At 71.3% G+C, this 21,145-nt stretch carries 19 protein-coding genes; 8 read left to right on the top strand and 11 right to left on the bottom strand.

Annotated elements, in window-relative coordinates; all coding sequences use genetic code 11:
• Positions 1-439: 439 nt before the first annotated feature.
• Complete coding sequence (locus ACIBF5_RS00430) at positions 440-2,689, bottom strand: transglycosylase domain-containing protein (RefSeq protein WP_396806586.1); 2,250 nt, start codon at positions 2,687-2,689, stop codon at positions 440-442.
• 181 nt (positions 2,690-2,870) lie between these two features.
• On the opposite strand from ACIBF5_RS00430, the gene ACIBF5_RS00435 reads away from it, so the two are divergent.
• Positions 2,871-3,116 (top strand): DUF2630 family protein, encoded by a 246-nt coding sequence (locus tag ACIBF5_RS00435; protein ID WP_396806588.1) that lies wholly within the window; start codon positions 2,871-2,873, stop codon positions 3,114-3,116.
• A 73-nt stretch (positions 3,117-3,189) separates the two neighbouring features.
• On the opposite strand, the gene ACIBF5_RS00440 is transcribed toward ACIBF5_RS00435, so the two are convergent.
• From ACIBF5_RS00440 to ACIBF5_RS00450, 3 genes are all read right to left on the bottom strand, one after another.
• Positions 3,190-4,125, bottom strand: coding sequence for a serine protein kinase RIO (locus tag ACIBF5_RS00440; RefSeq protein ID WP_396806589.1), 936 nt, complete (start codon positions 4,123-4,125; stop codon positions 3,190-3,192).
• 211 nt (positions 4,126-4,336) lie between these two features.
• The gene (locus ACIBF5_RS00445) at positions 4,337-4,981 is read right to left on the bottom strand and encodes an HAD family hydrolase (protein WP_396806590.1); all 645 of its coding nucleotides are present in this window, start codon (positions 4,979-4,981) and stop codon (positions 4,337-4,339) included.
• Between the two features lie 79 nt (positions 4,982-5,060).
• Positions 5,061-5,921 carry a carbon-nitrogen hydrolase family protein gene (locus tag ACIBF5_RS00450; protein WP_396806592.1) on the bottom strand — a complete coding sequence of 287 codons (861 nt, stop codon included), beginning with the start codon at positions 5,919-5,921 and terminating at the stop codon, positions 5,061-5,063.
• Positions 5,922-6,000: 79 nt separating this feature from the next.
• Between ACIBF5_RS00450 and ACIBF5_RS00455 the strand changes: the two genes are divergently transcribed.
• The 6 genes from ACIBF5_RS00455 (at position 6,001) to mug (ending at position 10,475) form a co-directional block, all read left to right on the top strand.
• Positions 6,001-6,594 (top strand): TetR/AcrR family transcriptional regulator, encoded by a 594-nt coding sequence (locus ACIBF5_RS00455; RefSeq protein ID WP_396806594.1) that lies wholly within the window; start codon positions 6,001-6,003, stop codon positions 6,592-6,594.
• 153 nt (positions 6,595-6,747) lie between these two features.
• On the top strand, positions 6,748-7,653 hold the full coding sequence (locus ACIBF5_RS00460) for a TIGR04222 domain-containing membrane protein (protein ID WP_396807330.1): 906 nt from the start codon (positions 6,748-6,750) through the stop codon (positions 7,651-7,653).
• On the top strand, positions 7,650-8,471 hold the full coding sequence (locus ACIBF5_RS00465; RefSeq protein WP_396806596.1) for a DUF692 domain-containing protein: 822 nt from the start codon (positions 7,650-7,652) through the stop codon (positions 8,469-8,471). The genes ACIBF5_RS00460 and ACIBF5_RS00465 overlap by 4 nt, the downstream gene beginning before the upstream one ends.
• Positions 8,468-8,977: a hypothetical protein gene (locus ACIBF5_RS00470; protein ID WP_396806598.1), complete on the top strand. Its 510-nt coding sequence runs from the start codon at positions 8,468-8,470 to the stop codon at positions 8,975-8,977. The genes ACIBF5_RS00465 and ACIBF5_RS00470 overlap by 4 nt, the downstream gene beginning before the upstream one ends.
• A gap of 73 nt (positions 8,978-9,050) precedes the next feature.
• On the top strand, positions 9,051-9,812 hold the full coding sequence (locus ACIBF5_RS00475) for an SDR family oxidoreductase (protein ID WP_396806600.1): 762 nt from the start codon (positions 9,051-9,053) through the stop codon (positions 9,810-9,812).
• 3 nt (positions 9,813-9,815) lie between these two features.
• The gene (gene mug, locus ACIBF5_RS00480) at positions 9,816-10,475 is read left to right on the top strand and encodes a G/U mismatch-specific DNA glycosylase (protein WP_396806602.1); all 660 of its coding nucleotides are present in this window, start codon (positions 9,816-9,818) and stop codon (positions 10,473-10,475) included.
• Here mug and ACIBF5_RS00485 read toward each other — a convergent pair.
• The 7 genes from ACIBF5_RS00485 to ACIBF5_RS00515 all read right to left on the bottom strand — a co-directional run bounded on the left by ACIBF5_RS00485 (position 10,460) and on the right by ACIBF5_RS00515 (position 17,562).
• Entirely contained in the window at positions 10,460-12,412 is a 1,953-nt protein-coding gene (locus tag ACIBF5_RS00485; protein ID WP_396807332.1) for an ABC transporter ATP-binding protein, read from the bottom strand. The two genes, mug and ACIBF5_RS00485, sit on opposite strands and share 16 nt — an antisense overlap.
• A gap of 128 nt (positions 12,413-12,540) precedes the next feature.
• Positions 12,541-13,305: an enoyl-CoA hydratase/isomerase family protein gene (locus tag ACIBF5_RS00490; RefSeq protein WP_396806603.1), complete on the bottom strand. Its 765-nt coding sequence runs from the start codon at positions 13,303-13,305 to the stop codon at positions 12,541-12,543.
• A 45-nt stretch (positions 13,306-13,350) separates the two neighbouring features.
• Positions 13,351-13,578: a helix-turn-helix domain-containing protein gene (locus ACIBF5_RS00495; protein WP_007462679.1), complete on the bottom strand. Its 228-nt coding sequence runs from the start codon at positions 13,576-13,578 to the stop codon at positions 13,351-13,353.
• Positions 13,579-13,906: 328 nt separating this feature from the next.
• Complete coding sequence (locus ACIBF5_RS00500; RefSeq protein ID WP_396807333.1) at positions 13,907-15,511, bottom strand: ABC-F family ATP-binding cassette domain-containing protein; 1,605 nt, start codon at positions 15,509-15,511, stop codon at positions 13,907-13,909.
• A gap of 202 nt (positions 15,512-15,713) precedes the next feature.
• The gene (locus ACIBF5_RS00505) at positions 15,714-16,196 is read right to left on the bottom strand and encodes a hypothetical protein (RefSeq protein ID WP_396806605.1); all 483 of its coding nucleotides are present in this window, start codon (positions 16,194-16,196) and stop codon (positions 15,714-15,716) included.
• A 32-nt stretch (positions 16,197-16,228) separates the two neighbouring features.
• Entirely contained in the window at positions 16,229-16,900 is a 672-nt protein-coding gene (locus ACIBF5_RS00510; RefSeq protein ID WP_396806607.1) for an acVLRF1 family peptidyl-tRNA hydrolase, read from the bottom strand.
• 44 nt (positions 16,901-16,944) lie between these two features.
• On the bottom strand, positions 16,945-17,562 hold the full coding sequence (locus ACIBF5_RS00515) for a LysE family transporter (protein WP_396807335.1): 618 nt from the start codon (positions 17,560-17,562) through the stop codon (positions 16,945-16,947).
• 154 nt (positions 17,563-17,716) lie between these two features.
• On the opposite strand from ACIBF5_RS00515, the gene ACIBF5_RS00520 reads away from it, so the two are divergent.
• The gene (locus ACIBF5_RS00520; RefSeq protein ID WP_396806609.1) at positions 17,717-21,025 is read left to right on the top strand and encodes a S8 family serine peptidase; all 3,309 of its coding nucleotides are present in this window, start codon (positions 17,717-17,719) and stop codon (positions 21,023-21,025) included.
• Positions 21,026-21,145: the final 120 nt, after the last annotated feature.

Here is a 21,145-nt window from a genome sequence, read left to right on the forward strand (position 1 = left end):
TCCGCCTTCCGGGGGTGGGCACCACCCGGCGTCGGGCGCCGACCATCGGCCCGCCCGGGGACACGGCCGTCGGGGGCCGTCGGGCGCGCTGGGGGAAGGCCGGAGCCCGCCGCCGGGTCGGCGGCGGTCCGCGCCGGGCGGGGTCACGACTGATGCGGTACGGGAGGTGCGCGATGCGGGACGGGGTGCGCTGCGCCTGGCAGGCGCGAGGCGGTACGGGGAGGCCGACTCCAGGGCGGGGCGGGCCGGAAAGATCCTTAGGAAAGCGCTTTCCTGTCGCTCACCATAGAAACATATTCCCGTCGTGTCAATGAGAGATGTCGATACGTCGACCGTCCCGACCCCCACCCGGGTCGGATCCCCGGGGCAGACGGACGGGCGGACGGACCCGCGTACGGGTCAGCCGGATCAACGGCTGGCCCGTACGCGGATCGGGTCGTCAGCGGTTGCGGCGCGGCGGGGTGCCGGGCTGGACCTGCTCGTCCGGGGTGGTCCCGTCGGCGGCGGCGTTCCCGTTGCCCTGGCCCGGCTGGTTGCCGTTCCGGTTCGGCTGGTTGCCGTTCTGGCTCGGCGCCACGTCCAACTGCCCGTCCAGGCCGTACGCGATCTCCCGGCTCGGCGGGGTGAACTGCGCCGCCGGCTTGCCGGTCACGCCGGCCATCAGGGTGCGGGCCACGGCGGTGTTGACCTTCGCGGCCACCGCCGAACCGACGAAGTCGCCCGGGTCGTCCGGGTTGGCCGCGATCCCCGCCACCGCGAGCTGCGGGGTGTAACCGACGAAGGTCTCCGTCGCGTTCTCCTCCGAGCTACCGGTCTTACCGGCGACCTGCCGACCGTCGAGGATGTCGACGACCTGGGTCGCGGTGCCACCGTCACAGGTGCCGAAGCTGGACTGGCCGCCGACAGGGCAACGGGCCGCGTCGGTCGCCGCCCGCGCCACGTCCGCGCTCACCACCCGGTTGCACGACGGCCCGATCCCGTCGACCTTCTTGCCGTCCGGGCCCGTGATCGAGTTGACCGGCAACGGCTTGCAGTAGACCCCCTCCGCGCCCAGCGTCGCGTACGCGTTCGCCAGGTCAAGCGGGGTCGTCGACGCCACCCCCAGGGTGAAGGCGCCCCAGCGGTCGGCGCTGTTCTCGGCCAGGTTGGCGTCGGTCTCGGCCCGGAACTTGATCCCGAACCGCTGCGCCATCTCCACCGCCTTCTCCGAGCCGACCTGCTGCTCCAACCAGACGAAGTAGGTGTTCACCGACCGACCGAAGCCGGTCCACATGGTCCGGTAGCCGTCCATCCAGGCCGGGTTCTCGTTCGACGGGCACCAGGCACCGTCGCAGTTGCCCGGCCCGTCGTCCGAGTACGCGCTCGGGAACTTGGACGGCGCGTTGAACGCCGTGTCCAGGCTCCGCCCGTTTTCCAGCGCGGCGAGCATGGTGAACATCTTGAACGTCGAACCGGCCTGGTAACCGGTGATCGTCCCGCCGCCGGCCACCAACTGGTTCACCGTGTTCGGGTAGTTCTGCTGCCCACCCGGGTTGTCGTCCACGCTGTAGTGCCGGTTCACGGCCAGAGCCAGCACCCGGCCGGTGCCGGGTTCCACCGCCGCGATCGGCAGCGCTCGCTTGTTGTTGTAGCCGTACACGGACAGGGACTGGTTCAACGCGGCGGTCTGGACCTTCGGGTCGAGCGAGGTGACGATGGTGTAACCACCCCGGCGCAACGCCTGCTGCCGCTCTTCGACGGTGGACCCGAACGCCGGCTGTTCGTTCCACCACTGGCGGAAGTAGTCGCAGAAGAAGCCCCAGTCGACGTGTCCCGCGGTCATCGCGCCACAGTCGTTCGGCGCCTGGGTCGGGTGCAGCACCAACGGTTCGGCAGCCGTCTTCTTCGCCTCGTCCTCGGTGATGACCTTCATCTTCGCCATCGCGTCCAGGACGTACGAACGCCGGGCCAACGCCGCATCCTTGTCCCCGCTGATCGGGCTGTCGGTGTCCGGGGACTGCACCAGGCCCGCCAGCAACGACGCCTCGCCGAGCGTCAACGCCGAGGCGGGCTTGCCGAAGTAACGCTGACTCGCCGCCCCGACCCCGTACGCGCCCGCGCCGAAGTACGCGATGTTCAGGTACCGGTCCAGGATCTCCTGCTTGGAGAGCTTCTTCTCCAGTGCGATCGCGTACCGCATCTCCTGGATCTTCCGGCCCTTGGTCTCGGCGGTGGCCTCCGCCCGCTGCTCCTCGGTGAGGTTGGGGTCGGACTTGAGGACGTTACGCACGTACTGCATGGTCAGCGTCGAAGCGCCCTGCTCCACCTCGCCGGTGGCGGAGTTCGCGACGAACGCCCGGACGACACCGCGCAGGTCGACACCGCCGTGCTCGTAGAACCGGGTGTCCTCGGCCGCGACGATGGCCTGTTGCATGGTCGTGGCGATCTCGTTGATCGGTACGTCGACCCGGTTCTCGTCGTAGAAGCTGGTCAGCAGCGTCTTGCCGTCGTTGGCGTACAGGTACGAGCGCTGGGCGCTCGCCGGCACGCGCAGGTCCGCCGGAAGATCTTCGTACGACTGACTGGCCGCCCTCAGGACGACGCCGGCGAGCGCGCTGGCCGGCAGTGCCGACGCGGCGAGCACCGCACCAGCCAGTACGCCGTACAGCGCCAGTCGGCCGACCTTGCCAAATCGGGTCTTCTCCGTCACCGGTCAACAGTGCCTGCGCGCCTCCGAACCACCACCGGCCCGGGCACGATCGTTAGCAAAGTCACGGCTGCGGCCAAGGTTCCGTGCAGCCTCGAACCGGACGGCGCGCCCGGCAGGTGGCAAAGCACACCCCGGCCCGGGAATAGGGACGCCGTCGCCGGGGCTGTGACAGGCTCTCCGCATGGACGACAGCACGATTCTGAGCCGGATCAGCGAACTGGTCGACGAGGAGCACAAGCTCCGCGCCCAGGAACAGGCGAACCACAAGACCACCGACGAGGAGCGCGCCCGGCTCCGTGCCCTGGAGGAGTCCCTCGACCAGTGCTGGGACCTGCTCCGACGCCGCCGGGCCGCTCGCCAGGCGGGCAGCGACCCGGAGACGGTGGGCGACCGGGCCAAGAACGAGGTGGAGAGCTACCTCCAGTAACCCCGGGGCAGCACGCCCCTCGGCACAGCGCCGGGTCGAGCCGCTCGGCCCACCCGGCGCTGGCCGATCCGGCTCACCGTACGCCCGCCTCCCCGAGCAACCGGCGGGTCAGGCCGTCCGGGTCGATCAGCTCACCGGGCAGCCCCCGCGCGGCGAACCAGTTCGACACCACGCGTACGTCACGGGCCAGGAACTCCCGGCCCTGCGGGTTGGCGACCACGTCGACCACCTGGGGCAGGTCGATCAGGACAAGTCGCCCCTCGTGCACGAGCAGGTTGTACGGCGACAGGTCGCCGTGCGCCAGCCCGGCCCGGGCCAGCACGGTCAGGGCGTCGAGCAGTTGGCTCCAGAGACTACGCAGCTCGACCGCCTCCGGGCGTACCTGGGCCAGTCGGGGTGCCGCCTGCCCCTCTTCGAGGTCGCCGACGAATTCCAGCATCAGCTCGGTACCGACCAGTTGGACCGGGTACGGCACCGCGATGCTGCCCAGTTCCTGGCTGACCTGCCAGAGCCGGACCAGCGCGTCGAACTCGGCGGCGGCCCACTGACCGGCGATCATCTGCCGGCCGAACGCGGTCCTTCCCTCCATCGCCCGGTTTTCCCGGGACCGCCGCACCCGGCGTCCCTCCAGGTAACCGGCGTCGCGGTGGAAGAGCCGGTGCTCGGCGTCCCGGTACCGCTTGGCCGCCAGCAGACAGGACCGGTCGGTGCCGGGCACCTGCCGCCGGACGAGGTGCACGTCGGCTTCCTTACCGGTCTTGAGCACACCCAGTTCGGTGTCGACCGCGGCCAGCTCGGTGACCAGCCAGTCCGGGTACGGCGTGGGGCCGTGCACCGCCAGATCCCAGCTCGACCAGCGGTCGCCGATCTCGGGGGCGTCGGTGTCTGTGTTGGTGTCGAATCCGGCCGGTGTGGCGTGCCGGGACCGCTTCAGGAACTGCGGCTCGTCGTCGTCGAAGCGACGGTTGCGGCGCTCTCGGGCCGACGGAAGGTTGTCGTACTCACGCACGGTAGGAATCCCTTGATCGAGGTGACGGAAGGCAGGTGTGGGCGCACGACAGTGACAGCCATTACGCGACCTCCTTCTCTCCTCGACCCGGGGCGACCGGGCGTACGTGGGTGTGACGGGGACATGTTCGCCGGGACCCGGTCCGACGGTCAAACGAATTAACGGCGCGAGAAACCGCGCCGGCCCCACCGGCCCGCGACGGCGGCGGGGATCAGCCGGCGAGGACGGCGGAGACGGCCGGAATCAGGCCGTCGGCGGTGCGGGTGGGCGCGAACCGGGGCTCCATCCAACTCCGGCCCCGATGCAGCCACACACTGGGCAGGCCGACCGCCGCCGCACCACCGATGTCGGCCTCGGGGCTGTCGCCGACCACCCAGGAGCCCCGCAGTTGCATCCGTACCCGCTGGGCGGCGAGCACGAAGATGCGCGGGTTGGGCTTGCTGACGCCCGCCTCCTCGGAGATCACCCAGTCCGCCACGTACCGGTCGAGTCCGGTCCGCCGGATGATCGCGTCCTGCTGCCGTACGGCGCCGTTGCTCACCACCACCGGTACCCAGCCGGCGTCGTCGGCGATCCGCAGCGCACAGGCGATCAACGGATCGAGCCGGGTGTGCTCCACCACTCCGTCGTGCAGCGCCTCGACCAGGTCGATCGAGGGGGTACGCAGCCGGTAGCGGTCACGGATCGCGTCGGCCACGTCCCACCGGTCGGTCAGCCCGTCGGCGTCGATCGAGAGCAACCAGTCGATGTCGGTCTCGGGTGCCCCGATCTCGGCCAGGAAACTCTGCCCCCAGGCACGGAACGGGCCCGCCCGGTCGAGCAGGGTGTTGTCCAGGTCGAGGAGCAGCAGTGGCACTCGCGCACCTTACGGGAACGGAGGTGTCCGACAACAGACCCCACGTGTTAACAGCTCTTGCATCCGACTGTGCCGCGAATCAGGCGGTGAGCAGGGCGCGTTCGCCACCCAGGTGTGGCCGGCGATCGGCGAGCATCCGGTGGGTCGACCGGATCCGGACCAGTTCCACCGGATCGAACGTGCCGACAATCACCGCCTCGCCTTCGTCGGCGGCCCGTCCCAGCGGCCGACCCTCCGGGTCGTACAGGGCGGCGCCGCCGTTGAACCGCCACGGCTGCGCCCCGCCGACGGAGTTGGCGAAGGCGACGTACATGGTGTTGTCCAATGCCCGGGCGGCGTAGTAGAGGTCGCGCCGGTGCGCGGAGCCGGTGACGTATCCGCTCGGGCAGAGGTAGCCGTGTGCCCGGTCACCGGCGGCGGCACGCGCGTGCTCGGGGAAACAGCCGTCGTAGCAGACCCCGAGACCGAGTCGCCAGCCGTCGACGACGAGGGTCGCCCCCCGCTCGCCGGGGACGAACAACTCCTGCTCGTCCGGACCCCACAGGTGCTGCTTGTCGTAGCCGGCACGGGCCGTACCGGAGCGGTCCAGCACCACCGAGGCGCACGTCCGGCGGGCGTCGGCATGGCGTACCGCGGCGCCGACGACCACGACGGCCCGGCGGTCGCGCGCGGCGGCCCGGAGCGGGTCGAGCCGGGGATCGTCGATCTGGCCGCCGTCGACGGCGGCCAGATCGGTTCCGTCCGGGTCCGCGCGCAGGGTCGGCGGGTGGTACGCGGACAGGAACAGTTCCGGGAGGACGACCAATCCGGCGCCGGCGTCGGCGGCCTGGTGGACGAGTCGGGCGGCGGTCGCCGCGTTGCCCGTCAGGTCGCCCGGTACGGGTTCGGCCTGGACCGCCGCGACGGTGAGCGGTCCGGGTGGCGCGTCAGGGGTCGTCACGACCGGGAGCCTATCCCGAACCAGAACCAAGCCGTACGTACGGTTTGCATCGCCCAGTGCCACCTGACACGATCGACGGGTGCCCAGAGTGAGCCAGGACCAGCTAGACGCTCGCCGCCACGAGATCCTCGCGGCGGCGCGGACCTGTTTCGCCCGGTACGGATACGAGGGTGCCACAGTACGGCGGCTGGAAGAAGCCACCGGCCTCTCCCGGGGCGCGATCTTCCACCATTTCCGGGACAAGGACTCGCTCTTCCTCGCCGTGGCCGAGGACGACGCCGTGGCGATGGTCTCCACCGTCGCCCGCAACGGCCTGGTGCAGGTCATGCGGGACCTACTCGGCAACGCCAACTCGCCGGAGACCGCCGGCTGGCTCGGCAGCCAACTGGAGGTCTCCCGCCGACTGCGTACCGACCCGGAGTTCGCCAAGCGCTGGGCCGAACGCTCGGCGGCGATCGCCGACGCCACCCGGGACCGGTTGCTGCGGCAGCGCGACGCCGGGGTGCTGCGCGACGACGTACCGATCGACGTGCTCGCCCAGTTCCTGGAGCTGGCGTACGACGGCCTGGTGCTGCACCTGGCGATGGGACGGCCGGCCGGTGACCTCGGCCCGGTACTCGACCTGGTCGAGGAGGCGGTACGCCGCCCCGCTGGCGGCGGCGCCACCCGCTGAACGGACCCGACGGCACCCGTACCGTCGAGACTCGACACCCGACGGCCGCGGTGCTCCCCAAGGCGGGCGCGGCGCTCCACCGCTGGCGCGGCGCTCCACGGCGGGCGTCGAGGGGCGGAGCGGGTGGCGACGCTGGTCCACAATGAGCCCATGATGATCAGTGCGGCGGCACCCGCGGACACCTGGGGGATCTCGGGGCCGACCTTCCTGTTCCTGTACGCCGCGGCAGCCGGTCTGCTGATCCTCGCCGCCGTCGTACAGCGCTCCATCGTCTTCGCCGGACGGCGGGACCTCGACGCCGCCCAGCTCACCCCGGAGCAGGCCGCGTACCTCAACGGCGGCAGCCGGCTCGCCATCTACGCCTCGCTCGGCGGGCTCCGGGCCGCCGGGGCGATCGACTCGACCCGTCACCACCTCGCCACCGCCGGCCCGATGCCAGCCGGAGCGACCGGTCTGGACCAGGCCGTCTACCACGCGGCCGGGCAACGGCTACGCGCCCGCAGTCTGGCCGGCACGCACCGGGTGCAGCTCGCCCTCGACCAGCTCCGTACGGAACTGGAACGCAAGGGCCTCGCTCCCGCCGCGGAGCAACGCCGCGCCGCCCGTCTCTTCCCGCTCCTGCTGTTGGGACTCGTCGGCCTGGGCGTGCTCCGGTTCATCGCCGGGATCGCCGGCGGCAAGCCGGTCCTCTTCCTCTTCCTTCTCGTCGCCGTGGTCAGCGTGATCACCCTGGTGCTGCTGACCCGGGTGCCGAAACAGACGCGCGCCGCCCGCAACGCCGTACGGACACTGCGCGGCCAGCACGCACACCTCTCCCCCACCGCATCCCCCGCGTACGACACCTACGGCGCGACCAGCGCCGCGATGGGCGTCGCACTCTTCGGCGGCGCCGCGCTCTACAGCCTCGACCCGGGCTTCGCGGCTGAGGCCGAGGTGCAGCGCAACGTCGCCAGCGGCGGCTACGCCGGCGGCGGTGACGGTGGGGGCAGCTCCGACGGGGGCGGCGGAGGCGGCTGTGGGGGCGGCGGCGGGGGCTGCGGAGGGGGCTGCGGCGGATGAGCCTGCCCGCGTACGGCGTCGGGATCGGTTGGCGACCGGAGATCTCCGGCTTCGTCGCCGAACTGCCCGGTCTGCGCTTCGTCGAGGTCGTCGCCGAGACGGTCGCCGCCGACGGCCCGCCACCCGATGCGCTCACCGCGCTGCGGCAACGCGGGGTGGCGGTCGTACCGCACGGGGTGCGGCTCTCCCTCGGCGGCGCAGAACCGGTCGAGCCGGCCCGGGTGACCCACCTCGCCCGGGTCGCCGAGCTGTTGGGCGCCCCCCTGGTCAGCGAGCACATCGCCTTCGTCCGGGCGGGCGGCGTCGAGGCCGGGCACCTGCTGCCGGTGCCGCGTACGCACGACGCGATCGACACGCTGGTGGAGAACATCGCGCGTACCCAGGCCGAGCTGCCGGTGCCGATCGCGCTGGAACCGATCGCCGCGCTCTTCGACTGGCCGGACGACGAACTGGACGAGGCGGACTTCCTCACCGAGATCCTCGACCGGACCGGCGCGCTGCTGCTGCTCGACGTCGCGAACGTCTACGCCAACGCCCGTAACCGGGGCACCGACCCGCTCGACCTGCTCGACCGGCTGCCCCTGGAGCGGGTCGCGTACGTGCACGTGGCCGGCGGCGCCGAGCACGACGGGGTCTACCACGACACGCACACCGATCCGGTCCCGGTGCCCGTACTCGACCTGGTCGGCGAACTCTGCGCCCGGCACCGCCCGCCGGCCCTGCTGCTCGAACGCGACGGGCGCTACCCGCCGGCCCAGGTGCTCCGCGACGAACTCGACGCGATCGCCGACGCCGCCGGCTACCCGACCGTCACATGACCACCCCGGACGGGTCCGCCGCCCCAACCGCCACCGCCCCAACCGCCGTCGTGCCGTCGGCGCGCGACCGGCTCGCGGCGCGGCAGGCGGAGCTGGTAGCGACCCTGGTATCCGGCGCGGCGGTGCCCGCCGGCTTCGACACCCGCCTGGTCGGCGCCGCCCGTGCCGCGCTGCTGAACAAGCGGGCCGGCGACGTCTCCCGGCACTGGCCGCTGCTCGCCGCCGCCCTCGGCGCCGAGTGGTCGCCCACCTTCCGCTCCTGGGCCGCCACCCGACCGACCAACGGCTCACTGCGCGACGGTTGGGACCTCGCCCGGGAGTTGGCCGCCGGTGGCCGGCTGCCGGCACCGGCGGCCGAGGAACTGGCCGTACGCGAAGCGACCTGGCGCTACGACGGCGGCTCGGCCCCCGGCCGGCGACGCGCACCGGGGCTGGGCCGGGTCGGCCGCGTGCTGGCGCTCCAGGTCGCCGGGCGGGTCCGGCTGCTACGCGGTGGAGCCGGATGACGGGGCGCCGGTGGCGTCACCCGCGACAGGCACCGGTGGCAGCCGTCCTCGCCGGTACGGCAGGATCGTCGCCATGGATCTGGGACTCGCTGACCGGGTGTACCTGCTGACCGGCGCCTCGAACGGACTCGGCCTCGCCACCGCGGAACAACTCGTCGCCGAGGGGGCCCGGGTGGTCATCGCCGCCCGTGACCCGGGGCGGGTCGCCGCCGCGGTCGAGCGGCTCGGCGGTGCCGGGTCCGCGGTCGGGCTGGCGACCACGCTGGCCGACCCCGACACCCCGCAACGCCTGGTCGACGCGGCCGGTGAGCACTTCGGTCGGCTGGACGGCGCGCTCGTCTCGGTCGGCGGGCCGCCGGTCGGCACCGCCGCCCAGGTCACCGACGCGCAGTGGCGGGAGTCGTTCGAGACGGTCTTCCTCGGCACCGTCCGGATGATCCGTACGGTCGCCGAGGCACTGCCCGACGGCGGCGCGATCGGCCTGGTCCTCTCCAGTTCGGTCCGCGTCCCGATCAGCAACCTGGGCATCTCCAACGGGCTGCGCCCCGGTATGGCGGCGGTGGCGAAGGAGATGTCCGACGAGTACGGCCCGCGCGGCGTCCGCTTCGTCAGCCTGCTCCCGGGACGCATCATGACCGACCGCAACCGGCAGCTCTTCGCCGCCAGTCCCGATCCGGAGCGGGCCCGGACGGACACGGAGTCGACGATTCCGATGCGCCGGCTGGGTGACCCGGCGGAATTCGGCCGGGTGGCCGCGTTTGTCCTCTCCCCCGCCGCCAGCTACCTGACCGGGGTGACCATCCCGGTCGACGGTGGCGCACTGCGGGGGATCTGAGCCGTGCCACCGCGTACCCGGGCAGTGCCGACAGGTCGAGCGGAGGTTGCCCCGGGCCCCGTACCCGGTCCGGTCCGACCAACCCCGGCCGAACTGGCGCAGGCGTACGGGCGGACCATCCCCGACCTGATCGCACCCGATCTGGACGTGCTCTTCTGCGGCATCAACCCGGGCCTCTACTCGGCCGCGATCGGTCGGCACTTCGGCCGTCCGGGCAACCGGTTCTGGCCGGCGCTACACCGGGGCGGGTTCACCCCCCGGCTACTCGGTCCGACCGACCAGGCCGAGTTGCTCGGCTACGGGCTCGGCATCACCGACCTGGTGGAGCGGGCCACCGCTCGCGCCGACGAGCTGACCCCGGAGGAGCTCGCCGAGGGTGGTCGCCGGTTGCTGGCGAAGGTTCGGCGTCATCGGCCGGCGTGGGTGGCGGTGGTCGGGGTGACCGCGTACCGGGTCGCGTTCGACCGGCGCCGTGCCGCGCTCGGGCGGCAGCCTGAGGGAATCGGCGGGGCGGGACTCTGGGTGTTGCCGAACCCGAGCGGGCTCAACGCCCACTACACCCCGGACCGGCTGGCCGAGACCTTCGCCGAACTGCGGGCGGTGGTGCACGCCGGCCGGGGCGAACGGGCGCGCTCCGGCGAGACGCTTCACTCCGGGTCGTAGTCGCGCCGGGCCACGGTCGTCACCGGCTCCGGCCCGACCACGTCCAGGAAGGGCTTCGGGGAGTCGGCCACCGAGAACTGGGTGCGGTAGAGCTCGGCGTAGAGGCCGCCGACCGCCACCAGCTCGTCGTGCCGGCCCCGCTCGACGATCCGGCCGTGGTCGAGCACCAGGATCTGGTCGGCCTCCCGTACGGTCGAGAGCCGGTGCGCGATGACGAGCGCGGTACGGCCCCGCAGCGCGACCGCGAGCGCACGCTGCACCGCCGCCTCGGATTCCGAGTCGAGGTGGGCGGTCGCCTCGTCGAGGATCACGATGGACGGTGCCTTGAGCAGCAGCCGGGCGATGGCGATCCGCTGCTTCTCCCCGCCGGAGAAGCGGTAACCGCGCTCGCCGACCATGGTTTCCAGACCTTCGGGCAGGGCCCGGACGAGTTCTTCGACCTGGGCGCCACGCAGCGCCTCCCAGAGCTCCTCCTCGGTGGCGTCGGCCTTGGCGTACCGGAGGTTCTCGGCGATGGTCTCGTGGAACAGGTGGGAGTCCTGGGTGACCACACCGATCTCGTCCCGGAGCGAGTCGAGGGTGGCGTCCCGTACGTCGACGCCGCCGACCCGTACCTCGCCGTCGGTGACGTCGTAGACGCGGGAGACCAGCATCGAGGTGGTCGACTTGCCGGCGCCCGAGGGGCCGACGAGGGCGACCATCTGTCCGGGCTCGACGGTGAAGGAGACTCCCCGCAGGACCGGTTCGGAGACCGTACGGTCGAGCGCGGCGACGTCCTCCAGGGAGGCGAGCGAGACCTCGGCGGCGCTCGGGTAACGGAACCGTACGTCGCGGAACTCCAGCCGGCCGGAGCCGGCCGGGATGGTGACCGCGTCCGGCTTCTCGGCGATGGACGGCTTCAGGTCCAGCACCTCGAAGACCCGGTCGAAGGAGACGAGCGCGCTCATCACGTCCACCCGGACGTTGGAGAGCGCGGTCAGCGGGCCGTAGAGGCGGGTGAGGAGCAGGGCGAGGGTGACGACGGTGCCGGCGCTGACCGAGCCGGTGACGGCGAGCCAGCCGCCGAGGCCGTAGGTGAGCGCCTGGGCCAGGGAGGCGACGAGCAGCATCGCGACGAAGAACGTGCGTGAGTACATCGCGGTCTGCACCCCGATGTCACGTACCCGGTCGGCCCGCTCGGCGAACCGCCGGGCCTCGTCCTCGGGCTTGCCGAAGAGCTTGACCAGGAGCGCGCCGGAGACGCCGAACCGTTCGGTCATGGTGGCGTTCATCTTGGCGTCGAGGTTGTACGCCTCCCGGGTGATCTCGGCGAGCCGCTTGCCGACCCGGCGCGCCGGGATGACGAAGATCGGTAGGAGCAGCAGCGACAGCACGGTGATCTGCCAGGAGAGGGTGAACATCACGACGGCGGTGAGCACGAGCTGGATGATGTTGCTGACCACGCCGGAGAGCGTCGAGGTGAACGCCCGCTGGGCGCCCTGTACGTCGTTGTTGAGCCGGCTGACCAGTGCGCCGGTCTGGGTACGGGTGAAGAACTGCAGCGGCATCCGCTGCACGTGGTCGTAGACCCGGGTGCGCAGGTCGAGGATGATGCCCTCGCCGATCCGGGCCGAGTACCAGCGCTGGGCCAGCGAGAGCAGCGCGTCGGCGACGGCGAGCCCGGCGATGAGCAGGGCCAGCCGGACGATGATCCCGCCGGCGTCCGTGCCGCCCTTGGTGATGGTGTTGATCACGTCCCCGGCGAGTACCGGGGTGGCGACACCGATCACGGCGGCCAGCACGACGGTGATCAGGAAGACCACGATGTCCCGCCGGTACGGCCGGGCGAAGGCGACGATCCGACGGGTTGCCCCCCGGCTCAACTGGTGGCTCCGGACCTCGTCCCGGCTCCGCATCGAACGCAGGGTGCTCCAGCCGCCCATGCCGCCGCCAGCCATCGGGTTGGACACCCGTCACCTCCGTGTCGCTAATTGTCGCCGACCGGGTCGATCCGATTCCGTACGACGCTTAAGTCAACTCAAGAGGTAAGTTATCTCTTCCCGACTGCTCCTTACAATTTCCATAATTACTCGCCGCGCCCGGCCAGTTCGCCTATACGGCGCATCTGGGCCTCACGTTCTGCCCGTTGTTGATCACTCGGAGAACGTCCGGCGGCGCCGGCGAGGAGCGCCTTGATCTCGATCACCGCGTTCCGGTCCCCGGCCAGTACGGCCGCGGTCAGGTCGCGCACGGTGTTGTTCAGCTCGGCAGCGGGCACCACGACCGTGGCCAACCCCATCCGGGCCGCCTCGGTCGCGTCCAGGCGGCGCCCGGTCACACAGACCTCCAGCGCACGGGCGTAGCCGACCAGGTCGACCAGGCGCTTCGTGCCGGCCAGGTCCGGCACCAGGCCGAGGGTCACCTCGGCCATCGCCAGGCTGGCGTCGTCGGCCAACACCCGCAGGTCACAGGCGAGCGCGAGTTGGAAACCCGCGCCGATCGCATGCCCCTGCACGGCCGCGACCGAGATCAGGTCGGGTCGGTGCAGCCAGGTGAAGGCCGCCTGGAACTCCGCGATCCGCTCCGCCGCCTGCTCGGGCGGTAAGGCGGCGAGCGCGGCGAACGAGTCCGGCCCGGTGGCGCCGACAACAGCGCGATCCAGACCGGCCGAGAACGCCCGACCCTCACCGCACACCACGACGACACGCACGTTTCCGGGCAGGTCGCGGGCGAACTCACGCATCGCCCGCCACATCGCGGGCGTCTGCGCGTTGAGCACGTCGGGCCGGCACAACGTCACCGTCGCCACCGGCCCGTCGCATTCCAGCCGCACCCCGCTGTCAGCGGTCACCAGGAGTCCCCACTGCGCGGGGCGCGGGCCAGGCTGAGAAGCGGGTCACGCCTTCTTGCGACGACGAGCTCCGCCGCGCTGGCGCAACTGAACGCCCGACTCCGTGAGCACCCGGTGGATGAACCCATAGGAACGGCCCGTCGAGGCCGCCAGGGCGCGAATGCTCTCGCCGGACGTGTACCGCTTGACCAGGTCCTTGGCGAGCGTCTGACGCTCGGCTCCGACGATCCGGCGACCTTTCTCAGTGCTGGTGGCTGTGCCGGTGGCTGCCATGTTGATTCCTCACGTCCCAGACTGTGCGGTTCGATACGGTCCCACCTATTAGACCGCCTCGAACGATCATGCGCCAGATATCAACTCTTCGCCAACCGACACGCACAGCAGTGTCAATTTCCCGATTAGACGATTGCGCTTCCGGGGAAAGGTGCAGGCAGGACGCGGGGCGTGTTCTTCAGGGTGCCGATGTCCGTACACCCGATCCTGTGACCGACCGTTCCGGTACAGCCGCCAGAGAGCTACCGGCATTCACCACGTACTCTGGCTGACCGCGTGCGCCGACCACCCGAGCGCTATCGCGGTCGGGTGGTCGGCACGGGCCGACTCAGGCCAGCTCCACCAGTTCCAGCAGATCGTCGCTCCAGGCGTCCTCGTCGCCGTCGGGCAGCAGGATCGCCCGGTCCGGCTTGAGCGCCAGCACCGCACCCGGATCGTGCGTCACCAGCACGATCGCGCCGGGATAGCGGGCAATCGCGTCCAGCACCTGTTCCCGGCTGACCGGGTCGAGGTTGTTCGTGGGCTCGTCGAGCAGGAGTACGTTCGCGCCGGAACAGACCAGCGTGGCAAGCGCCAGCCGGGTCTTCTCCCCACCGGAGAGCACCCCGGCCGGCTTGTCCACGTCGTCGCCGGAGAAGAGGAACGCGCCGAGGATCTTGCGCAGGTCGGTGTCCGACTGCTCAAAGGCGGCGCTGCGCATGTGCTCAAGCACGCTCCGGTCCACGTCCAGGGTCTCGTGCTCCTGGGCGTAATAGCCGAGCCGCAGGCCGTGACCCGGACGGATCTCCCCGGTGTCCGGTTTCAACAAACCCCCGAGCATCCGCAGCAGGGTCGTCTTGCCGGCACCGTTCAGCCCCAGGATCGCCACCCGGGATCCCCGGTCGACCGCCACGTTGACGTCGGTGAAGATCTCCAGCGAGCCGTACGACTTGGAGAGCCCGGCGGCGGTCAGCGGGGTCTTGCCACACGGTGCGGGGCTCGGGAACCGTACCTTCGCCACCTTGTCCGCGACCCGGGACTCCTCCAGACCGGAGAGGAGCTTCTCGGCCCGACGGGCCATGTTCTGTGCGGCCACGGTCTTGGTCGCCTTGGCCCGCATCTTGTCGGCCTGCGCCATCAGCGCGCCGGCCTTCTTCTCCGCGTTGGCCCGCTCGCGGCGGCGCCGCCGTTCGTCCGTCTCCCGCTGCTCCTGGTACGTCTTCCAGCCGACGTTGTAGACGTCGACCACGGAACGGGTGGCGTCCAGGAACCAGACCTTGTTGACCACGGCCTCCAGCAGCGAGGCATCGTGACTGATAACGATCAGTCCGCCCTTGTGTCCGGCGAGGAACCCGCGCAGCCAGGTGATCGAGTCGGCGTCGAGGTGGTTGGTCGGCTCGTCGAGGAGCAGGATGCCGCCACCGTTCTCGGCCGCGTCCCGGAACAGGATCCGGGCCAGCTCGATCCGGCGTCGCTGACCACCGGAGAGGGTGCCGATCGTCTGGGCGAGCACCCGGTCGGGCAGACCGAGGTTGGCGCAGATCCGGGCCGCCTCGGCCTCGGCGGCGTACCCACCGAGGGAGGCGAACTGGTCTTCGAGGGCGCCGTAGCGGCGTACCAGGCGCTCCTCCGGGGAGATCGCGAGCTTTGCCTCGATCTCCGCCATTTGCGCCATCAGCACATCCAGCCCTCGGGCGGAGAGCACCCGGTCCCGGGCGGTGACCTGCAGGTCGCCGGTGCGCGGGTCCTGCGGCAGGTAACCGACCGCACCCCGGCGGTCGATCTCACCGGAGTACGGCTGTCCCTCACCGGCGAGCACCTTGAGGGTGGTGGTCTTGCCCGCGCCGTTACGCCCGACCAGGCCGATCCGGTCGCCCGGCTGGACCCGCAGCGTCGTGTCGGAGAGCAGGATCCGGGCGCCAGCGCGCAGTTCCAGTCCGGAAACGGTGATCATGTCGTGGGACTCACTCTCGGGGTCGAAGGCTGACTCAGGCACACGGGAGCACCGGCGGGAACGACGTCCCCCCGGTGCGGGGCGGTTCAGCCTTCGCAGAGCAGCACGGCACCCAGTGTACCGGGCCGCCCGGTCGAGCTTTCGTCGGTTTTGCCACCATGATCACTCGATCACGTAGCCACAGGTCAGCCGGCACGCGCACTCAGGCCGGGATCGGGTCTCCGCAGATCCGCCAGCTCCCCCGGTCCTCGACCACCCGGTAGACGTGGGCCTCGCTCGCCCCGCTCGGGTCAGCCAGGGTGACGCTGATCGAGAAGGTCCGGCCGGACTTCTCGATCTTGTCGATCTGGTACGAGCGCACCGCCGGCCGGCCACCGATGTCGGCGGCGAACTGCTCCCGGTCCAGCCGCTGGCGGGTGTCCGAGCAGAGCTGGTCGTACGCCCCGCCATAGTTGCCGACGATCAACCGCTGGACGAAGGAGTCGATCGCGATCCGGGCCGCCGCCTCCGGCTCCTGATCCGGCCGGAACAGGAAGAACCCGCCGATGCCGAGCCCACCGAGCAGGAGCGCCAGCGTCAGCGCGGCAACCGTCACCAGCGGTCGGCGTACCTCCTGGTCCGTCCACGGCCTCGCCACGGCGGCGACGGAATCGGAGCGGGACCGGTTACGGGCGCGCGGAGCCATGGCGGGAGGGTAGCCAGTACGCCCGGCGTGCGCTATCCGGACCCGGCGGATTCCGCACCCTGCGGATCGCGGACCAGCACCCGTACGGCCCGGGCGGCGGCGATCGAGTCGACCAGCACCGCGCGCCTCGGCTCGGGGACGTCGAGCAGGCGCTCGGCACGGAGCGCGGCCACCGGGGCGAGCCGCCGGTCGGCCAGGATCGTGTCGATCGCCCGCCGGTCCCCACCGGCGACCACCGCGTCGAGGCTGCCGACCTCCGGCAGCAGCAGCCGCAGGGCCAGGTCCACACCGTCGGCCATCGCCGCCTTCGCCTGGTTGTCCCGGCGCCGTGCGAACCGCTGCTGGGACCAGCCCCCGGCGGCGGTGCGCCCCTGCACGTACCGGCTGTCCACCTTCGAGGTCCGCAGTTCGCTCCCGTCGGCGATGCCGACCGCCACCGCTCCCTTGCGCGCCAGCACCAGACCGAGTCGACGGGCGGCGGTGGCCTCGGCCAGGAAGCCGGGCAGATCGGTGGTCGGCGGCGTACCGGGCGGGTGGTGCAGTTCGGCGGTGGCACCGTCCGGCGCGGCGAGCAGGAGACCGTACCCGGTCGGGGTGACCTCGGGCGGACCGTGCCGGGCGGTGAAGCCGTCGATCCAACGGGCGACCCGGACCGGGTCGACGTCGACCCACCGGCCGCCGCCGGCGGCGGGTCGGCTGCTCATCCCCCGACCGTACGGCACCGGGCTGGCCAGCAGGAGGACCGGGCTCAGTCGGCGGTCAACAGGCGCAGGGCGAGCAGCACGATCAGCGCGCTCGACCCGAGCGCGGTGCCGAGCCTGCCCCGGGGACTGGCCAGCGCCCGACCGAGCAACGATCCGCCGCCGGCGACCAGTAGCTGCCAGCTCGCCGAGGCGGCCAGCACGGCCGCCACGAAGATGGCCGCGTCGGTGGGAGTGAAGGGAGCGGATGCCTGCCGGCCGAGGATGAGCGCGCCGAAGTAGAGGATCGTGGTCGGGTTGAGCAGGGTCAGCGCGAGTACCCCGGCGAAGGCCCGGCCCGGCGTGGTCAGACCCCGGCCGTCGCGCACCGGGGTCGACGGGTCACGGTACTGCCGGAACGCGCGGGCCACGGTCTGGGCGGCCAGCACCAGCAGGATCCCCGCCGCGAGCAGCCGAAGCGGTCCGGCGATCGGCTCGATCACCCCGGCCAGCGCGGTGCCACCGAGCACCGCGACTCCCGCGTAGAGGCCGTCCGCCGTGGCCACCCCGAGCCCGGCGCCGGCACCGACCCGGAACGAGGTACGGGCGGTCAGGGCGACAACCAGGACAGAGATGGCGCCGAATGGAATGGCCACTCCGTAGCCGGCGAGCAGACCGGCGACCATAGCATCGACTGGGGCGTTCACCAGCGCATTGTGGTGCCCGGACCGGGGGTGGCGCGATCGGATTTAACACCCTCGTCGTGATCAAGTAACACTTCACCTGCATATGATCATGACCGTGCCACACGAAGCGGCCGATAGTACACAAAGGAGCAGAATGCTCAGGAAAATGCGGTGGCTACCCGCGGTAACACTGGTCGCCACCATGGCGGGCCTCGTGCCGAGCAGCCCCAGCCTGGCCGACGAGGGCACCGCCCCCCAGGGCAAGACGTACACCGTCACCCTGTTGACCGGGGACGTGGTGACCGTCGAGACCACCGGGACCGGTTGTCCCCGGGTCACCGTCGATCCGGTGAACCCGAACGGTGTGGTCCAGCAGAGCTGCGGCCCCGACGGGCACGTGCACGTGACCCCGGCCAGCGTCGCGGCGCAGATCGGCCCGGTTTTTGACCCGACTCTCTTCGACGTCACCGCGCTCATCCACGACGGTTACGACGACGCGAGCACCCCCGACCTCCCGCTGATCGTGCAGCCGAAGGCGAACGCACGGGTGGCGGCCCTCGGCGACGTACGGCAACTGTCGAGCATCGGGGCGGTCGCCGGTCACGTACCGAAGAAGACCCCCGCCACCGCGAAGGCAGCCGGCGACAGCCTGCTCGCGGGGGCCGCGAAGGTCTGGCTCGACCGTAAGGTCCAGGCCACCACACTCACCAAGGACCTCGACCGCAACCTGCGTCAGGTCTCCGCTCCCGAGGCATGGGACGCCGGCTACACCGGCAAGGGCACCCGGGTCGCCGTACTCGACACCGGCGCCGACTTCACCCACCCGGACCTGGCCGGTCAGATCGTCGACCGGGCCGACTTCACCGTCGAAGGCGGCGACGCCGTCGACCACAAGGGCCACGGCACGCACGTCGCCACCACCATCGCCGGCACCGGGGCGGCCTCGCACGGCCAGCGCCGCGGTGTCGCGCCCGGCGCCCGCCTGGTCATCGGCAAGGTTCTCGACGACGACGGCTTCGGTGACGACTCGGGAATCATCGCCGGCATGGAGTGGGCAGCCGCCCGCGCCGACGTGGTCAACATGAGCCTCGGCGGCGAGGAAGCAAGCGACGGGTCCGACCCGCTCGCGCTCGCCGTCGACGCCCTCTCGAAGCAGACCGGCGCGCTCTTCGTGACCTCCGCCGGCAACAACGGCGGCGCGATCTCCGCGCCCGGCTCCGCCCGCTCCGCGTTGACCGTCGGCGCAGTCGACGACAACGACAAGCTGGCGGAGTTCTCCAGCCGAGGGCCGATGCTCAACACCCACGCGGCCAAGCCGGAACTGGTGGCACCGGGCGTCGGCATCGTCGCCGGCCGGGCCAGCGGCACCACGATGGGCGCCCCGGTCGACCAGTACTACACCAGCTCCGACGGCACCTCCATGGCGGCGCCGCACGTCGCCGGCGCCGCGGCACTGCTCGCCCAGCGCCACCCGGACTGGGCCGCCGACCGGCTCAAGGCCGCGCTGGTCGGCGCCGCCGACCCGATGCCGGACGCGGACCCGTACGCCGTCGGCGCCGGTCGGCTGAACGCCGCGCGGGCGCTCTCCGGCCCCGTCAGCAACCAGCCGGTGGTGGCGCTCGGTACGTTCCCGTACCCGCAGAAGGGGTCCAGCACCACGAACCTGAGCTGGACCGGTGACTCGAACTCGGCCAACACCGAGCTGGACCTCGACGTCACCGTCACCGACCACTCCGGAGCCAAGGCACCGCGTCACACCGCGTCGCTCTCCGAGGACCGGGTACGTCTCAAGCGGGGCTCCTCCGCCGGCACCACGCTGCGGATCGACCGCTCGGAACTGGCCGGGAAGCCGGGCCTGTACACCGCAGTCGTCACCGCCCGTTCCCACGGCAAGCTCGTGTCGACCACGCCGGTCACCTTCTACGTGGAGGCGCCGAGCTACGACCTGACCATCAAGACGGTCGCGACCAGGAACCTGCCCGAAGGCGGAAGCGACTGGGTCGGCGTACTGGTGACCAACCTCGACGACCCGACCGTCTACGGCGGCGGCGACTTCACCACCCCCGGTACGACCGTCACCATGCGGGTGCCCGCCGGCCGGTACGCGGTGACCGGCGCCTACACCGTCTACGACCCGGCGACCGACAACCAGCAGGGGTTGATCGTCGGTGACCCGGACGTCGCCATCACCGCCGACCGCGTCATGACGCTGGACCCGGCACGGGCGAAGCCGGTGACCGCCACGGTGGAGAAGGTCGCCACCACCAGCAGCACCACCCAGTTCACCACCGTCCAGACCTCGCGTAACGGTCTGCGCTGGACCCAGAGCACCACCGGATTCGGCAACCTGGCGAAGGTGTCGGTGGAGCCGATGGACCGGCCCGGGATCGGTACCTTCCAGGCCTACGCGGGCTTCTCCCTGGACACCACCGGTAAGTCGGGCACTCCCGCGCACTACGACCTGGTCCACGCGTACGACAAGGGCGTGCCGGCGAATCTGACGTACCGGGTGGACAAGAAGGAGCAGTCCCGGTTCGCCCGGATCGACCAGCGGTTCAACCAGCTGGACTCGGACGGGATGGTCACCTCGCTGCGGCGTACCGGCTACACCTCGGACGGGTACGCGTTCGTGCTCCAGAACCGCACGTACGACCTGCCGGTGAACCGGACCGACTACGTTACGGCCGGTTACGTCTGGAAGGACGAAGGGGTCTACGGCGGGCTCACCGCCGCCGAAGGCGACCGCGTCTACAAGGCGGGCAGCAAGCAGTCCAAGATCTGGGCGCGGCAGCCGCTGCACTCGGACTGGTACGACGACCCGTCGGGCGCCGAGTTCTCCTGCGCCTCCGCACCGTCGCGGACCAGCGGCAACCTGCACGTGGACCTGGTCATGCTCACCGACCAGCACCAGCGGGCCGACTGTTTGGCGGCCGGGACGATCGGGGTCAACCGCAAGCTGGCCCTCTACCGGAACGGGAAACTGGTCGAGGAGCGGGCGGCATCGCTGGCCGACTTCACCGTACCCAGCTCCGCCGCGGACTACCGGTTGACCTTCGACGTCGAGACCGGACTGATCCTGCCGATCTCGACCAAGATCAGCACGTCGTGGACGTTCCGGTCGGCCGGCCCGAGCGGCACCCGCAGCGCTCCGCTGCCGCTGCTCTCGGTCGACTACGCGCTGCCGCTGGACGCGGCCAACCACCCGACGAGTGGCGCGGCCAGCTTCCACGTCCGGCAGGCGAACGGCGTACCGAACCAGCGGGTGGAGTCGTTCCAGGTCTGGACCTCGACCGACGACGGCGCCACGTGGCACTCCGCCCGGGTGAACCGGGATGGCGACGACTACCGCGCCGAACTGCCGAAGGTCAAGGCCGGACAGGCCGTCTCGCTCCGGGTGAAGGCTGGCGCGAACGGTGGCAGCGGCATCGAGCAGACGATCATCCGGGCGTACCACGCCGGCTGAGCAACACCGGTTGGCGCGTCCCGTGGATCGCTCCACGGGACGCGCCACCACTTCGACGGCGACCTGGCCGGCCGGCTCTCCGGCGGCCGGGTCGCCGTTCTTCGTGCTGGTAACGAACTC

Origin of the sequence: Micromonospora sp. NPDC050417 (assembly GCF_044458865.1) — a bacterium.
Classification (GTDB): Bacteria; Actinomycetota; Actinomycetes; order Mycobacteriales; family Micromonosporaceae; genus Micromonospora_G.

Bases quoted from the DNA above. Each gene is read 5' to 3' on its own strand.
- ACIBF5_RS00465 (WP_396806596.1), top strand. From the start codon at position 7,650: ATGAGCCTGCCCGCGTACGGCGTCGGGATCGGTTGGCGACCGGAGATC.
- ACIBF5_RS00505 (WP_396806605.1), bottom strand. From the start codon at position 16,196: ATGGCTCCGCGCGCCCGTAACCGGTCCCGCTCCGATTCCGTCGCCGCC.
- ACIBF5_RS00495 (WP_007462679.1), bottom strand. From the start codon at position 13,578: ATGGCAGCCACCGGCACAGCCACCAGCACTGAGAAAGGTCGCCGGATC.
- ACIBF5_RS00515 (WP_396807335.1), bottom strand. From the start codon at position 17,562: ATGGTCGCCGGTCTGCTCGCCGGCTACGGAGTGGCCATTCCATTCGGC.
- ACIBF5_RS00460 (WP_396807330.1), top strand. From the start codon at position 6,748: ATGATCAGTGCGGCGGCACCCGCGGACACCTGGGGGATCTCGGGGCCG.
- ACIBF5_RS00500 (WP_396807333.1), bottom strand. From the start codon at position 15,511: ATGATCACCGTTTCCGGACTGGAACTGCGCGCTGGCGCCCGGATCCTG.
- ACIBF5_RS00485 (WP_396807332.1), bottom strand. From the start codon at position 12,412: ATGGCTGGCGGCGGCATGGGCGGCTGGAGCACCCTGCGTTCGATGCGG.
- ACIBF5_RS00510 (WP_396806607.1), bottom strand. From the start codon at position 16,900: ATGAGCAGCCGACCCGCCGCCGGCGGCGGCCGGTGGGTCGACGTCGAC.
- ACIBF5_RS00520 (WP_396806609.1), top strand. From the start codon at position 17,717: ATGCTCAGGAAAATGCGGTGGCTACCCGCGGTAACACTGGTCGCCACC.
- ACIBF5_RS00475 (WP_396806600.1), top strand. From the start codon at position 9,051: ATGGATCTGGGACTCGCTGACCGGGTGTACCTGCTGACCGGCGCCTCG.
- ACIBF5_RS00470 (WP_396806598.1), top strand. From the start codon at position 8,468: ATGACCACCCCGGACGGGTCCGCCGCCCCAACCGCCACCGCCCCAACC.
- ACIBF5_RS00435 (WP_396806588.1), top strand. From the start codon at position 2,871: ATGGACGACAGCACGATTCTGAGCCGGATCAGCGAACTGGTCGACGAG.